This window comes from Aestuariibacter sp. GS-14 (assembly GCF_006494365.1).
Taxonomy (GTDB): domain Bacteria; phylum Pseudomonadota; class Gammaproteobacteria; order Enterobacterales; family Alteromonadaceae; genus Alteromonas; species Alteromonas mangrovi.
The window spans coordinates 441537-457782 of sequence record NZ_VHIP01000002.1 but is presented as its reverse complement, the minus strand read 5'-3'; the positions used below and the strand labels follow the sequence as shown (position 1 = coordinate 457782).

The following is a 16246-nucleotide window of genomic DNA, read 5'->3' as shown; positions in this document are numbered from 1 at the left end:
AATTACACAAAAAAAATCTGATTTTTTTGCATACTCATTATTCCGGCGGGTAATAACAGCTGATTACCTGCCACAAACACACCCTATCTCAGTTGACGGTCAAGATGGTAAGCAGTTCTTCTTCCAGTCTTATCTATTGAACGGGTCAGTCAAACGGCTCAGCCGAACACGCCTTCCTCCCTAACCATCCGCATTTTCAATTTTAAACGTCAGGCTCACCGAATTCACGCAGTAGCGTTGGCCGGTTGGCGCAGGACCATCTTCAAATACGTGACCCAAATGCGCATTACACGGTTTACAAAAGATCTCGGTACGACGCATGCCATGACTTTCATCAAAGCGGTAACCTACATTATTGCTGTTGGTCTGGGCATAAAACGATGGCCATCCACAACCGGCGTCAAATTTGGTGAGGGAACTAAATAGCTCTGCGCCGCAACATTTACACAAATACAAGCCATCGCGGCTTTCATGCAACAATTCACCGGTAAACGGCCGCTCTGTGCCAGACAAACGCGTTACCCGGTATTCTTCATCAGTTAACTTTTCACGCCAGGGATCAGTTTGCATTGTGTCACTCCATTCAATACGACTCACCGCATTACTATAGCAAGACATAGTTAGCTAAGCATGCAGAAACGAAAGACGCGCTGTGTAGCGCGTCTTTTCTAATGATTAAATAAGGCGTTCAGGCCGGTCTGGATCACTCCATTCGGTGTGATATTTCTGACCAGCAGGTTTATCCGTGCGCTGGTAGGTGTGCGCGCCAAAGTAATCACGCTGCCCTTGCAACAGATTTGCCGGTAACACTGCCGTGCGGTAAGAATCGTAATAACTGAGTGCAGACATCATTGCCGGGCACGGAATACCCTGCACAGCACTTAACGCCACCGCACTGCGCCAATCATCCTGGTGACTGGCCAATTGTTCAACAAAGAACGGCGCCATCAACAGGTTAGGCAAATCAGGTTGTTTCTCGAACGCTTGTGTAATGGATTGCAGGAAGACTGCGCGAATAATACATCCTGCTCGCCAAATTTTGGCTATTTCAGCAAACTGTAACGTCCAGCCTTGCTCTTTGGCAGCGCTATCCATTAACTGAAATCCTTGTGCATAGGCACAAATTTTCGAACAGTAAAGTGCGTTCTCCAGTTGGCGAATAACAGTTTCGCGCTGGCTTGCATCAATAATAGCAGCAGACGGACCAGCTAAGGTGTTGGCAGCAGCAACGCGCTCTGTTTTCAAGCTAGACAGACTGCGCGCAAAAACGGCCTGAGCAATGGTTTGCGCCGGACTACCGATTTGTAAGGCACTTACTGCTGTCCATAAGCCGGTTCCTTTTTGACCGGCTTTATCCAGGATCACATCAACCAATGGTTGTTGAGATTCAGCGTCAGTTTGTTCAAGCACTTCAGCGCTGATTTCAATTAGATAAGAATCCAGCGGACCTTGCGTCCATTTGCGAAACACCGCAGCAATCTCGGCAGGCGACATACCAAGCGCAACACGCATAACATGATAAGTTTCACAAATCAGTTGCATATCGGCATATTCGATGCCGTTGTGTACCATTTTTACATAGTGACCAGCGCCATTGGGGCCAATGTACGCCGCACATGGCTCACCTTGCGTTACCGGCTTACCCGGCTCAGCTGTTTCAATAGGCTTGCCTGTTGCAGGGTCGACTTTCGCAGCGATTGCTTTAAGCATGGGCGCAACGCGTTGCCAGGCTTGTTCAGAGCCCGATGGCATCAGAGAAGGACCGAATCGCGCCCCCACTTCGCCACCGGAAACTGCAGTTGTGAAGAATAGAAATTTATCTGCGTATTTTTGTTCACGCGCAACAGAGTCGGTCCACAGGCTGTTGCCCGTGTCGATAACAACATCATCACTGCGTAAACCAGCATCAATTAATTGTTGGCACACTGCATCTACGGCATTACCCGCTGGGATAGATAACAAAATCACCGCGGGTGATTTTAGCAATCCGAGTACTGATTCAAGGTTGTTGGCAGGAATAATTCTCGCGGGTTTACTACCGCGCTCTTTTTCATCCTGCTGGACAATGGCATCTATGCGTCCGGCATCCAGGTCAAAACAAGCAACCTGATAACCATGATCCGCCAAATTCAGCGCCAGGTTTTTACCCATCACGCCTAACCCCACAACACCAATATCGCATGAATTGGCTTGTGCTTGATCGCCACTTGCTCGCATGAAACTGCCCTCAGACTTATGATGGGTGCGCATGATACCACTCAGGCAACGAATGAAAAGTATTAACCGTCGATTTTTACCCTTTTAGGATAAGAATATGAATAACCGTTCCACACCTGAACAGTACAGCAACTCTAATTGACCACAAGACCCCGTCGTTTGACCGGGGTATCAACGCGGAAAATCCGTATAGCGGAAAACCGCCAGAGAACGTCTGGCCTGTAAAAACAAATGCTGTATGCGGATATTTGGCTGTTCAGCCGGACACCGGTAGCGCGTATCCAGTTTTAATGACCAGCCGCCGGTGGGCGTAAGCAGTGGCGTGTTGAAGGTCACTTCACTGTCGCTGGCATTGAAACACAGCAACCAGTGTTCTGTTTCCTCGTTGCTTTGGGGAACCCCCCTAATTTCCAGCGCAAACGCTTTGTTATTTTCGGCCTGCCAGTCAGCACTTTCTTTATCGCTGCCGTCTGGCTTGTACCAGTTCACCATACTGACGTTTGCGTGTAATTGAAAAGGATCATCGGGCAAAAATGCACTGTTTAACAACGAAGAAGACTGGCGCAATGCAATGACATGCTTGCAATATGCCAGAAAATCCTGCTTGCGTTTGTCTAACCGCCAGTCAAACCAACTGATTTCATTGTCCTGGCAGTAGGCATTGTTATTGCCTTTTTGCGTGCGACTCAGCTCGTCACCGCCCAATACGTGCGGTGTCCCCTGGGAAAGTAACAAGGTAGCAAACAAGTTGCGCTTCTGCTGTTCTCTCACAGCAAGGATATTTTTATCCTGGGTATCACCTTCCACACCGTAATTTGCCGACAAATTATGGCCATGTCCGTCGCGATTTTCTTCGCCGTTTGCCAAATTATGTCGTTCGGCGTAGCTCACCAGATCCTGCAACGTAAAACCGTCGTGATAAGTAACGTTATTCACTGATGTATTGATGTGTCGGTATTGCTTGGGAAAAATATCCCGTGAGCCCATCAGCCGTGTAGCAAAATCGGCTGTGCTACCAGCGTCACCACGCCAGAACGCACGCACTGAATCGCGAAACTTATCGTTGCATTCCAGCCAGCGCGCGCCAAATGCACCCAGTTGATAGCCGCCAGGGCCGATGTCCCAGGGTTCAGCAATCAGGACGCACTGTTTCAGTACAGGGTCTTGCAGGATCGCGCGCAGTAACCCTGAAAATGGCGAGAATTGTTGTGGATCGCGCCCCAGCGACGCGGCAAGGTCGAAACGGAAACCATCCACACCAATAACCGACACCCAATAGCGCAAGGCGTCCATAATAAGCGTAGTCATGATGGGATGTGCCGAATACACCGTATTGCCACAGCCAGAATGATTGCTGTATACAAGCTTGCCAGAAGCCGCTTGCTCCATTAAGTAAGACTGATGCGGGAAAAACCCTTTAAACGACAATACAGGGCCATCTTTCCCGCCCTCAGCAGTGTGGTTAAACACCACATCCAGTATCACTTCCAAACCCGCAGCGTGATAGGCATCCACCATGTTCATGCATTCTTTAACAGCGTGCTTTTGGCTGTAACGCGGTTCTGGCGCAAAGTAATTTACCGGGTTATACCCCCAATAATTGGTTAAGCCCTTTTGCGTAATGTACGGTTCCGGCATGAACGCCGCCAGCGGCATAAACTGCACTGACGTAACCCCTAACCCGGTTAAATGCTTGATTACCTTTTCATGCGCCGCGCCGTTAAATTTCCCGCGCTGAGCCTCGGGCACATCGGGATGAAGCTGAGTTAACCCTTTCAGATGGGCTTCATACACTATGCGTTGATGGCGCTTAATGGCTGGTTTTGGTGGACGTTGTTCAGATGCACACGCAGTGGGATCAACCACTACCGCTTTTGCCACCATAAACTGACTGTCGCCTTTATACTGTCGCTCATTCCAATGCATGGCGCGACTGAGCATTTTTGCATAGGGATCGATGAGTAGTTTATCGGTGGGCGCAGTGAGTAAATTTTCTTCACCACGCTCCACGCGATAGCCGTAGAGTTCACCGGCTGTTAATCCTTTGATGAACACATGCCATACATCGCCGGTTTTTGCTGGCATTACTATTTCTTCCAGCGCTTCTTCTGTGTCCGGATGAAAAAAACACAACACAACGGCCCTTGCATCCGGGCATTGCACGGCAAAGTTACACCCTTGCGGGGTGAGCGTAGCACCTAACGGGTAAGGCTCACCAACATCCACTTCCTCTACCAGGGGTTCCACCACGCTGTTCACCGCTGCTCCTATTCAAATACGATAAAGACTGTTGCCAATGGGGGTAAGGTGATCTCGATAGAATGCGGTTGATGATTCCACGAGACTGTCGTTGATTTATAATGCTTATCGCACTGATAACCACTGCCCCAATATACGCGATCATCTGTATTTAATACCAGCTTATATTTCCCTGCCTGTTGCACGCCTAAGCGAAACTTTTCACGCGGCACCGGCGTAAAATTGCTGACAACATACACCTGCTGCCTGGATGTTTGCGCTTTTCGCACAAAGGATATAACGCTTTGCTCAGCATTTTCGTGATCGATCCAGCTAAACCCCTTAGGATCATGATCGCCTTCGTGTAACGCCGGGTACTGCTTATACACAGCATTCAAATCCCGGTATAAGCGCTGCACGCCAATGTGTTTGTCGAATTGCAATAACGACCAGTCTACCGAACTATCGTGATTCCATTCCGATGCCTGGGCTATTTCGTTACCCATAAAGTTGAGTTTTTTACCCGGATGACCAAACATAAATGCAGCATAACTGCGCAGGTTTGCCGCTTGTTGCCATTCATCACCTGGCATTTTGCCTACCAGACTGCCTTTGCCATGAACGACTTCATCATGAGAAATAGGCAACACAAAGTTTTCGTCAAAGGCATACACCATGCTGAATGTCATTTCACCGTGATGATAAACCCGGTAAGCAGGATCTTTGGCAATGTAGTGCAACGAGTCATGCATCCAGCCCATGTTCCACTTAAAACCAAATCCCAGGCCGCCATCAAACACCGGGCGTGATACTTTGGGGAAACTGGTTGACTCTTCAGCTATGGTCATGGCATGCGGGAAATGTTTATACACTTCTTCGTTCATCCAGCGTAACAGGCTAATGGCTTCATAGTTTTCATTGCCACCATCCACGTTCGGGATCCATTCTCCATCGTTACGTGAATAGTCCAGATATAACATACTGGCTACCGCATCAACGCGTAACCCGTCTATATGGAAATGTTCCAGCCAGTACAAGGCATTAGCCACTAAAAACTGACGAACCGTTTGTTTGCCAAAGTCGTAAATACAAGAATTCCAGTCGGGATGCCATCCCTTACGCGGATCTTCATATTCGTAAACATGCGTGCCGTCGAACCGTGCCAGGCCGTGTCCATCTTCAGGGAAGTGAGCTGGCACCCAGTCAATAATTACACCTATACCCGCCTGGTGGCAGGTGTCTACAAAATACTTAAATTCATCCGGTGAACCAAAACGGCTGGTAGGGGCAAATAAGCCAACTGGCTGATATCCCCATGAACCGTCGAACGGATATTCGGATACTGGTAACAATTCAATATGGGTGTACCCCATTTCCAGTACGTAATTAACCAGCTCTTCGGCAAGTTCGCGATAGGTCAGGTAACGCTGTTCAGTGTCGCGCGGACGTTTCCACGACCCCAAATGCACTTCATAAATACTCATTGGCTGCTGGTATTTATTGCTTCTCGCCGCATTCGCTATCCATTTGGCGTCACCCCACTGATACTGGTTGTGGTCATAAATCCGTGACGCGTGTGAAGGATATTGTTCTGCCGAAAAGCCCAGCGGATCGGCTTTATGAGGAAGCTGATGCCCATGAGCATCTTTTACCTGATACTTGTACCGTTCACCGGCTTGCAGACCCGGTACCACCAATACCCAATAGCCCATATCGGTCTTTTGCATAGGATGGCGGCGCCCATCCCAACAGTTAAAGTCACCAATCAGCGAAACCGCGGAGGCGTTCGGCGCGAATACCGCAAACCGCACAGCCGCCACGGATTGCCCACCAGCTTTAACCGTCACCAGTTGCGCACCAGCCTGACGATAGAGGTTTTGTGGTTGATGATCGATAAAATGCACAGCATGGTAAGCGTCTTGCTGAAACTGATACGGATCGCACACTTCAATAGCTTCGCTGCCCAAATGCGCACTGTAACAGTAACCTGTTTCGGCACTCACCCCTTTAACCTGACCTGTGAAGAGCCCGGACACCTCACTCTCGGCTAAGCGGCCCAACGGTGTTTTTGATTTTGCATCAAGTACCGTTACGGCAGTAGCGCCCGGATACCATATTTTCAGTTCTGCACCGTGTTTATTGTAAACCGGCCCTAATACAGAAAAAGGCTGACTACATTCAGCCCTGGCAAGTTGCCCTTCATACTGCATGCATTACTCCTGCAAGGCTTGCCTCGCGGCAAGCATTTAGTTTATTGGCTGGCGTGCTGTCGGCCAGCTTGTATTCGATTTGCCAACGATACAATAGTCTCGTCGCTAAAGATATCTTCCAGGTTGCGGCTTAATTTTCTACGCCAGTTTGGATATTCCATAAACGTACCCGGCACATTAACCGGTTTATCCATTTCCAACCAGTCTTCCAGTTGCAGACTCAATAGCGCGCTGCTTCCATAAGACATATGCACTTGCATAGCCTGATTAAGCCCCCTTGTCATACCAACATAATTAACATCACGGCTAATCTCATCACCAATCATGTGGTGACCATGTAACGTATCTAAAATAGCCTGTTTGTCTTCATGACGCGACTCATACAGAGTCTGCAGTACCTCTTCGTCGGTATATAGCCCCAGCGCTTTACCCAGCTCCAGATCCAAACAATGCCAGTAGCCAATCAACGTGGGCATGTCATGAGTGGTGAGCGTTGCCATACTTTGTTGCGGATAATGTGAGGGTGAGAAATACCCGCCATCCTCTGCTTGCTCAAAGAAAAATACCCGATAGGAATACACGCCATTGTCGGCCAACTTTTGCTTTATTTCTTCAGGTACAGTTCCCAGATCTTCGCCAATCACTAATGCTTCGTGGCGATGACTCTCCAGTGCAAGGATAGCCAGCAGATCATCAACCGGATAATACAAATATCCACCGTCTCTGGCATGATCACCTTTTACTACCCACCACAAACGCAATAAGCCCATTACGTGATCAATTCGCAAGGCTCCAGAAGACTTCATATTAGTTGAGAATAAGTCAATAATCGGTTGATAAGCCTGCTGATACAGCTTAGCGGGATCCATGGGTGGTAATCCCCAGTTCTGGCCTAGCGGACCAAGGATATCGGGTGGCGCACCCACACTTGCTCCGGTGCAATACAGGGATTTATTGCCCCAAATCTCAGCACTGCCTTCGCTTACACCCACCGCCAAATCGCGATAAATGCCAATCCCCATACCGGCATCAACCGCCGCCTGATTTGCCATTTCTAATTGCAGTGACGCCTGCCATTGTAAAAACATGTAGAACTTAACGCGTTTAGCGTACTTCTTGGCAAACACCGCTACCTGCGGATTGTGATAATCACGCCATTCTTCAGGGAACACTGGCCAGCCCCAGGCTTCTTTTCCTGCATCCTGCAAATGCTCCTGCATGGCATCGAATGTCGCCAGCATGGCAAGACTGTCACCGCCTTCATCAACAAAGGCTTTAAACGCTTTGTTTTGGCGGGTATTCTTCTTCAGATATTGCTCAAAATACACGTCAAACAAGGGCTTAAGCGCCTGCATTTTTAACGAAGTAACACTGGCGTAATCAACGTAGTCAACGGATTTAGCCTGGTTTAACTGGCGTTGAAACGCGTCGCTCTGAACAACGGCCTGTACCGAAGCATGGTCGTAACATTCCACCGCGCTCACATCAATGTACAAATAATTGATCCAACGGCGCGAAGAAGGGCCGTAAGGACTGCATGCATCAGGATTAGCAGGATAAAGTGCGTGAATAGGATTCAAGCCGATAAAACCTGCGCCTTGTGCAGCCGCTTTGGTGACCAGTTGCGCTAAGTCAGAAAAATCACCAATGCCCCAGTTTGCCTGGCTGCGTAAACAATATAACTGAACACTCAGGCCCCATTCTCTTTTACCTGCCTTGATGGTTGCAGGCTGATAGCAGGCAGATGGTGCAATAATCAGGCGCATACTTGCGGCTGTCTCATCATCAATAACCAGTGCCAGTTCGTGATAACCCAACGGCAAGGACTCTTCAATATCAATTACATACTCGTGATATTCCTGCTCGTCTACTTCACCAACATTCAGTAGAGATTGCTCTACCGGAACGAAATCTGAGGTAAGCTGGGTACCGTTTTCCTGTGTAATAACAAGCGTAAATGTGTCATTAACCAATGAAATAGGTAAACGCAACCTGATCATTAACGGGTTGTCGTGCCTCAATACCTGTACCGGGTCTAACGGTTGTTGCCAGATATCGGCAATTTCGCTATCCAGTTGTGCAGCAATAACCTCTTCACTGCTGATGTCGTATCCAAGAGCCTGTAACAGTTTCGCTTTACTGGATTCAGAAATTGTCGCCGGGTCACCCCAGGCGTCTACATAATGAGTTTCAACGCCGCGCATTTCGACAAGCTTTTGCAAAACCTGATTTGTCATGGGTGTTTCCTGTTTAAAAAAGACTGATTGCCATTGGTAACAACATGGCTCATTTCACAATACGCTACATTATTGTAGAAGTTATTCGGGCGCGAAATTGAATACGTTTGCATTAACATGGAATGTACATTATTTATACAGTACAGCTACAAAAGCTGTAGGTTAATTTTGTAATTTTGCAACATTTTTGCATTAAAATTTTGCCTTGTCTGTAAATTTGATCCATACTTTACGTAATTATTTTTCACAATTTAACCTAATACTATAGAGGCATGTTATGACAATACGCGTTGGAATCAATGGGTTCGGTCGAATTGGCCGTCTAGTCATGCGCGCTGCTGCCAGCAGAGACGACATCGAAGTTGTTGCTATTAACGACTTACTGGACCCGGACTACATTGCTTATTTACTTAAGTACGACTCAACACACGGTATCTTCAACGCCCAAATCAGCGTTGATAACGGTCACTTAATTGTAGACGGAAAAACGATTCGCGTAACGTCAGAACGCGATCCAGCAGCATTAAAATGGTCAGAAGTTGACGTTGACGTTGTTGTTGAGTCTACCGGTTTATTCCTGACGAAAGAAACGGCCAGCAAACACCTGGAAGCCGGTGCAAAGAAAGTGGTTATGTCTGCTCCATCTAAAGACGATACGCCAATGTTTGTTATGGGTGTTAACCAGGACAGTTACGCGGGCGAAACTATCGTATCAAACGCGTCTTGTACCACTAACTGTTTGGCACCTATCGCCAAAGTACTCAATGATAACTTTGGTATCGTTGATGGACTGATGACTACCGTACACGCTACCACTGCAACGCAGAAGACGGTAGACGGTCCTTCTGGTAAAGACTGGCGCGGTGGCCGTGGAGCAGGACAAAACATCATTCCTTCATCTACTGGTGCAGCCAAAGCAGTGGGTAAAGTTATCCCTGCACTGAACGGTAAGTTAACAGGTATGGCATTCCGCGTACCAACGCCTAACGTTTCAGTAGTAGATTTAACCGTGAATCTGGCTAAGCCAACATCCTACGACGATATCTGTAAAGTAATGAAGGCTGCGTCTGAAGGTGAGTTAGCCGGAATCCTGGGTTATACAGAAGATGCGGTTGTATCAAATGATTTCGTTGGCGATGCACGTACCAGCGTATTTGATGCAACGGCTGGTATCGCACTGACAGACACATTCGTAAAAGTTGTTTCCTGGTACGACAACGAATGGGGCTACTCAAACAAGGTGCTGGACCTGGTTCAACACATTAGCAAGTAATTGATTAAATAATCAATTATTCAAAAAAGGTGCGATTTTACTCGCACCTTTTTTATTTGTAAGGCAAGATAACATAATATATTGAGTTAATTAGCCTGCCCGCCCCAGTCAAAATTAATCTGTACAACGCAACCAAGCGGAGACCGAAAGGATGCAATCACAGCACTTCCATACTGAATGCAAAAACGGAATAGAATATCTTGTCATTAATAACGAAGCTGCAAGTTGTCGGATTAGTTTGTTCGGTGGCCATGTATTGTCATATATCCCCTCGCGCGATAACCGGGACAGATTGTGGGTGAGTCCTGTGGCGTTTTTCAATGGCGAGCGCCCAATTCGGGGTGGCGTTCCTGTGTGCTGGCCCTGGTTCAGTGACGCGCATGGCAAGGCTAAAGGCGAATTACCCGCTCATGGTTTTTTGCGCACACAACACTGGACTGTAAAACAATCAGACAGTACCGCAACACTCAGTACAGTAGTGCTAGTGCCCAGTTCAACCAAAGGTAAGGGCTTTGACTTTGATGCCAGCGTAGAACTGATTATAGAAGTAGGTGAAAGCCTGGTGATAACGCTAGTTACCCGTAATACGGGTGACCAAACATTTAGTTTTAACTGTGCATTACATACCTATTTTGATGTAGAAAACATCAAGGAAGTTGAACTGAAAGGGCTTTACGGCGAATACAAGGATAAGCTCTCTGATTGGGAAATATCAAATACACCAAGTCCTTACGTGATTGCTGGTGAAGTAGACCGTATTCATTTAGAGGCGATACCCAACGTGTCGATTAATCGCAACGGCAGCGAGTTCATCCGTGTCGAATCGCAGCAGCACGACAGTTTAGTGGTGTGGAATCCCTGGCAAGGCGCAGCCACAATGAGCGACATGGATGCGTTTTCTTACAAACAAATGGTTTGTGTTGAGACGGCTATTACCCAGGGTAAAACTCTCGCGCCTGGCGAATTTTGCGCTATGCGCCAGCAAGTTTGTTAGTTAGGAAACGTCAAGTTTCTTTACAATAATTTAATCTTATCGATGAAAATCGTTTTCTCATCGCAAATGAAAAGCAATAAGCTATTGTTATTAAACATAAAAACAAAAAAAGTAAAATATTGGTCTTATTTTTGCTTTTCCATAGTGACGGCTAGCAGTAATAAGTATCAGTGAAGTAATTTATTTAGCCTCTATTTTGAAATTAGACGGAACTGAGTTCATCTCGGAGGACAACATGAAAAAAACAGCAATAGCCTTATTGGCAGGCTTAGGGTTATTAATTTCAAACGCAGCAAATGCTCACCTTGTCGCATTCGGTTGGAAAGACCAGGGCAACGGCACGGTTGTATTCTACGGCCAACATTGGCACGGTAATCAATCATCAGCGTATTCTGATAACGGCGGCGTACGCATCGGTGTGTGGGATTCAAACTTATCAGCAGCAGCACAGCCAACCAACACCTGGCAATTATTCCAGTGGACTGGCTTTATCAATGATATGGGCGGCACTGCCGCAGCCAATGATTTATTGGTAAGCAATGGTACCCTTGATGGTTGGGTAGCCGAACCAGCAAACTTTGGTAATAACGCAGGCGACAATGATTGGTTTTACACCATTCCATTTGTAATCGGCAACGGTACCTGGGGATTATTCACTGGTACTAATTGCTGTGTGGACACAATGTCGGTACCTGGTGAGTTTACACTGACGGGTATTTCATCTGTACCAGATGGCACAGGCCCAGGCTCAGCACCACCATCAACTGCAAGTGCCCCTGGTACATTTGCGTTACTCGGTTTTGGTTTAGCCGGTCTGTTGGCACGTCGCAAGCTGACTAAATAAGACACTTATGTCGCAGTGCCATGTAGTTTATATGGCACTTCAAAACAAAAAAGCCGTGATTTTTATTAATCACGGCTTTTTTTGTGTGGATAATCACTTACTGGATATTACTGCTTAGCACCCGCTACTGCTTCTTTCGCAAGTTCAGTAATACGTGCCCAATCTCCACTGTTGATCGCGTCGTCTGGAGCGACCCATGAGCCGCCAACACATTTCACGTTCTTCAGCGCCAGGTATTCATTGTAATTCCCCAAACCAATACCACCCGTTGGGCAAAATGTAATATCAGGGAATGGACCGCTAATTGATTTAATGGCTTTTACGCCGCCAGATGCTTCAGCCGGGAAAAACTTGAGGTGCGTATAACCAGCATCTTTCGCTTTCATCAGGTCTGACGTAGACGAGATACCTGGGATCAATGGAATTTCACATTCCTGACCGGCTCTAAGCAAATCATCTGTCATTCCAGGACTGATAGCAAATTTTGCGCCCGCTTCAACCACAGCTTTAAGTTGCTGCGCATTTGTTACCGTGCCAGCACCAATTAGCGCATCAGGTACTTCTGTTGCGATCCGTTTGATTACGTCAAGTGCTGAAGGCGTACGCAGTGTCACTTCCAGCACTTTAATTCCACCTGCCATTAATGCATGTGCCAATGGGACTGCTTTTTCTACATCATCAATTACCAGTACTGGTACTACAGGTCCCGCTGCAAAAATGTCAGCTGGTGAACATTTCCAATTTGTCATAGAGTCAACTCGCAATCTGTTGTTGTAAATACGCTGATGCACCTAATAAACCATGGTCAGGTTCATTAATCAGGTATGTTGGTATAGGTTGTACGTAGTGTTTCATGCGCCCTTTTGCTTCGAATCTCACTCTGAAATCACTTTTCATGAGCAAGTCTGTAAAGCGGGTAGCAATGCCGCCACCAATAAATACACCGCCGGTAGTTGCAAGATTCAATGCCAGGTTGCCAGCAAAGCTTCCCATTATCCGGCAAAACTGCTGTAAAGCCGCTAAACAGATATCACACTCACCACGCAATCCCTTTTCTGTGACTTGCGCTGGCTCAGTAACATTCAACGGTTCACCGGCTTCTAATGCTAACGCCTGGTATATATGCAGCAATCCCCGTCCGGACAGTACATCTTCCGCAGACACCCGGTCTAATTTGTTATTCAGATAGCGCCAGATCACTAAATCTGTTTCATCAACGGGTGCAAAGTCCACATGACCACCTTCACCGTCGAGTGTAGTCCAGCCTCTTTCAGACAATTGCATATGCTCAACACCCAAGCCGGTGCCAGCCCCAAACACTACAACGTTACCTTTGGGATTTGCCGTGCCATTGCCGATCTGTACCAATTGCTCACCGCTCAATACAGGCAGAGAGTGCGCAACAGCAGTAAAATCATTGATTACAAACAATCGCTCGAGCTGCAGCTCTTCAGTTAACGCACGTTGTGAAAATACCCAGCTATGATTTGTCATTGCTACCTGGTCACCGGTTACGGGACAAGCAATTGCAATACAGCCTGCAGAAAACGATGCATTTACATCGGCAAAATACTGCTTTAGCGCTAAGCCAATAGTGGCAAAGTCGTTACACAAGTATTTGCGAATATTAGTCAGACCGTCGGTTGTTACAGTAGCGACACGAATATTCGTGCCACCTACATCCGCTACAAATCGCGCGCTCATACACGTTGCTCCTGGTCATAAAACAAGGTACAAGCGCCCTCTTCTGCCCCGGTAATCACGCCACGCATACCACCAAACATCTCGCGACCCATGCCTTCGTGCTGAGCAGTAAGATCAGCCACTTTAGCACTGCGTTTAGCTAACGTCTCGTCATCAACACACAATGTGAGTTCACCCGTAGCGGTATTAAGCTCAATAATATCGCCAGTCTCAACTTTAGACAGTAAACCACCCAAATAGGCCTCAGGTGTGACATGGATTGCCGCTGGTACTTTACCTGACGCTCCTGACATACGGCCGTCTGTAACCAGTGCAACCTGATAACCGCGATCCTGCAATACGCCTAATGGCGGCGTTAAGCGGTGCAATTCAGGCATACCAATGGCAGCAGGGCCCTGGAAGCGAACAACCACTATGCAGTCTTTGTCTAAATCGCCGGCTTTGAACGCGGCATCCAGCTCATATTGGTCTTCAAACACCACAGCAGGTGCTTTAATGTGGCAATGCGGAGAACGAAGTGCAGACGTTTTAATAACCGCACGTCCCAGATTCCCGCTCAGTACACTTAAGCCGCCATCGGGCTTGAATGGCTCAGAAACTGAGGCGAATACCTGTTTGTCATGCGATTTAACCGGGCCATCACGCCAAACCAGCTCACCGTTATCCAGAACAGGCTCTTTGGTGTACTGCTCGAGACCATCACCACAGATTGTTTTCACGTCGTTGTGAATCAAGCCATTATCTAACAGTTCTTTGAACAATAACGCCATGCCACCTGCCGCAACAAAGTGATTGATATCAGCCGATCCATTGGGATAAATACGCGTTAATAACGGTACGGCATTAGACAACTCTGAGAAATCATCCCAGTTCACAATAATGCCTGCTGCACGGGCAACAGCAATTAAGTGCATGGTATGGTTTGTTGAACCACCGGTTGCTAGCAAGGCAACAATACCATTAACCACGGCTTTTTCGTCAATGATGTGGCCAATAGGCGTATAGTTATCACCCAGGTCTGTTAAACGGGTAACCTGGCGAGACGCAGCACGTGTCAATTCGTCACGCAGCGCTGTGCCTGGATTCACAAACGAAGAACCAGGCAAATGCAGCCCCATTACTTCAACAACCAGCTGGTTGCTGTTTGCCGTTCCGTAGAACGTGCAGGTACCCGCTGAATGATAAGACTGCGATTCGGCTTCTAACAGTTCATCACGTCCGGCTTTACCCTCTGCAAATGCCTGACGCACACGTGCTTTTTCTTTATTAGGTAAACCACTTGGCATCGGGCCGGCAGGTACGAAAACCGTGGGTAAATGGCCAAAACTCAACGATCCTATCAGTAATCCGGGCACGATTTTATCGCAAATACCCAGCATCATTGCGCCGTCGAACATATTGTGAGACAACGCAACCGCTGCACTCAGTGCAATTACGTCACGACTCATCAAACTCAGTTCCATGCCTGGGTTACCCTGGGTAACACCATCACACATGGCAGGCACACCGCCCGCGAACTGAGCAACGCTACCCACAGCCTTCACAGCGTCCTTGATAATTTGAGGATAGCTTTCATAAGGTTGATGAGCAGACAACATATCGTTGTACGAAGAAACGATCGCAATATTGGCTTTCGTCATACTGCGCAGATCTGATTTTTCTTCCTGGTTACAGGCAGCAAAACCATGCGCCAGGTTTCCGCAGGATAACACGCCACGATGTGGTCCCTGACGGCGGGCTTTGTCAATCTTAGCCAGATACGCCTGACGGGTTACACGGCTTCGTTCGATAATTCGCTGTGTTACGTCATTAATTTGTGAATTCATGCTATTCTCCTACGGCGCCCATTTCAGTGTCACCGTCGCAGCATTAATTACTGCTACGATGGGCTTTTGTGTCGCTGTCGCATTGGCCAGCGCATCTTTCAATACTTCGCGTTTTTTCTCACCCGTGAGGTGCAGAAATATGTTTCGACTTGCAACAATGGCTGGCAGTGTTAACGACATACGTTGGTGAGGAGCCGTAGTTGGCTGAGTGGCAATGCACACCCGCCCACTGTTCATGTCCAGACCCGCCTGTAACTGTTCGCTGCAAGGAAACAACGACGCTGTATGTCCATCTTCGCCCATGCCCAGAATAAGCACGTCAAATGGTTGCGCCATGGTTGCAAGGCGAGCCTCACAAGCCAACACGGCGTCAGCTGCATCGGATTCAGCTGATTTCATTTCCACAAAGCGCGCAGCAGCGGCTTTACCCACTAACAGATTCTGCTTTACCAATTGGGTATTGCTGGCATCGTCCTGCTCATCAACCCAACGTTCATCTACCAACGACACGTCAACTTTCGACCAGTCGATATCAGCCTCACAAAGCGCCTGAAATAAGGGTAACGGAGTACGGCCACCGCTCACTAAGAGACTGGCTTTACCACGCTGGGCAATACCCTCTGACAGCAGTTTGGCAATGTCGTCAGCAAATGCTGTATTTAGCGCTGACGCGCTTTCATATAACGATTCAATTAACGCCATA

General features: G+C 47.7%; 12 protein-coding genes. 3 read left to right on the top strand and 9 right to left on the bottom strand.

What is annotated here, in order from left to right; genetic code table 11:
- Positions 1–180: 180 nt before the first annotated feature.
- The 5 genes from msrB to malQ all read right to left on the bottom strand — a co-directional run bounded on the left by msrB (position 181) and on the right by malQ (position 8902).
- The gene (gene msrB / locus FJ444_RS05100) at positions 181–570 is read right to left on the bottom strand and encodes a peptide-methionine (R)-S-oxide reductase MsrB (RefSeq protein ID WP_140956838.1); all 390 of its coding nucleotides are present in this window, start codon (positions 568–570) and stop codon (positions 181–183) included.
- 105 nt (positions 571–675) lie between these two features.
- Positions 676–2217 (bottom strand): NADP-dependent phosphogluconate dehydrogenase, encoded by a 1542-nt coding sequence (gene gndA, locus FJ444_RS05095; protein WP_140956991.1) that lies wholly within the window; start codon positions 2215–2217, stop codon positions 676–678.
- Between the two features lie 171 nt (positions 2218–2388).
- Positions 2389–4476, bottom strand: coding sequence for a glycogen debranching protein GlgX (gene glgX / locus FJ444_RS05090; RefSeq protein WP_140956837.1), 2088 nt, complete (start codon positions 4474–4476; stop codon positions 2389–2391).
- Positions 4477–4484: 8 nt separating this feature from the next.
- Positions 4485–6665 carry a 1,4-alpha-glucan branching protein GlgB gene (glgB, locus tag FJ444_RS05085; RefSeq protein WP_140956836.1) on the bottom strand — a complete coding sequence of 727 codons (2181 nt, stop codon included), beginning with the start codon at positions 6663–6665 and terminating at the stop codon, positions 4485–4487.
- Positions 6666–6706: 41 nt separating this feature from the next.
- Positions 6707–8902 (bottom strand): 4-alpha-glucanotransferase, encoded by a 2196-nt coding sequence (gene malQ / locus FJ444_RS05080; RefSeq protein ID WP_140956835.1) that lies wholly within the window; start codon positions 8900–8902, stop codon positions 6707–6709.
- 277 nt (positions 8903–9179) lie between these two features.
- Here malQ and gap point away from each other — a divergent pair, with 277 nt between their 5' ends.
- From gap to FJ444_RS05065, 3 genes are all read left to right on the top strand, one after another.
- Positions 9180–10175 (top strand): type I glyceraldehyde-3-phosphate dehydrogenase, encoded by a 996-nt coding sequence (gene gap / locus FJ444_RS05075; protein ID WP_140956834.1) that lies wholly within the window; start codon positions 9180–9182, stop codon positions 10173–10175.
- A 151-nt stretch (positions 10176–10326) separates the two neighbouring features.
- A complete protein-coding gene (locus FJ444_RS05070; protein ID WP_140956833.1) occupies positions 10327–11169 on the top strand; it encodes a D-hexose-6-phosphate mutarotase in 843 nt (280 codons plus the stop codon).
- A gap of 235 nt (positions 11170–11404) precedes the next feature.
- Positions 11405–12013 carry a hypothetical protein gene (locus FJ444_RS05065; RefSeq protein ID WP_140956832.1) on the top strand — a complete coding sequence of 203 codons (609 nt, stop codon included), beginning with the start codon at positions 11405–11407 and terminating at the stop codon, positions 12011–12013.
- 107 nt (positions 12014–12120) lie between these two features.
- Here the strand turns inward: FJ444_RS05065 and FJ444_RS05060 are convergent, their stop codons facing one another.
- From FJ444_RS05060 to pgl, 4 genes are read right to left on the bottom strand one after another with little or no spacing between them, the layout of a single operon-like run.
- The gene (locus FJ444_RS05060) at positions 12121–12762 is read right to left on the bottom strand and encodes a bifunctional 4-hydroxy-2-oxoglutarate aldolase/2-dehydro-3-deoxy-phosphogluconate aldolase (RefSeq protein WP_140956831.1); all 642 of its coding nucleotides are present in this window, start codon (positions 12760–12762) and stop codon (positions 12121–12123) included.
- Positions 12763–12766: 4 nt separating this feature from the next.
- Positions 12767–13717, bottom strand: coding sequence for a glucokinase (gene glk / locus FJ444_RS05055; RefSeq protein WP_140956830.1), 951 nt, complete (start codon positions 13715–13717; stop codon positions 12767–12769).
- Positions 13714–15543 carry a phosphogluconate dehydratase gene (edd, locus tag FJ444_RS05050; RefSeq protein WP_140956829.1) on the bottom strand — a complete coding sequence of 610 codons (1830 nt, stop codon included), beginning with the start codon at positions 15541–15543 and terminating at the stop codon, positions 13714–13716. The genes glk and edd overlap by 4 nt, the downstream gene beginning before the upstream one ends.
- 9 nt (positions 15544–15552) lie before the next feature.
- Positions 15553–16245, bottom strand: coding sequence for a 6-phosphogluconolactonase (gene pgl / locus FJ444_RS05045; RefSeq protein WP_140956828.1), 693 nt, complete (start codon positions 16243–16245; stop codon positions 15553–15555).
- Position 16246 lies beyond the last annotated feature (1 nt).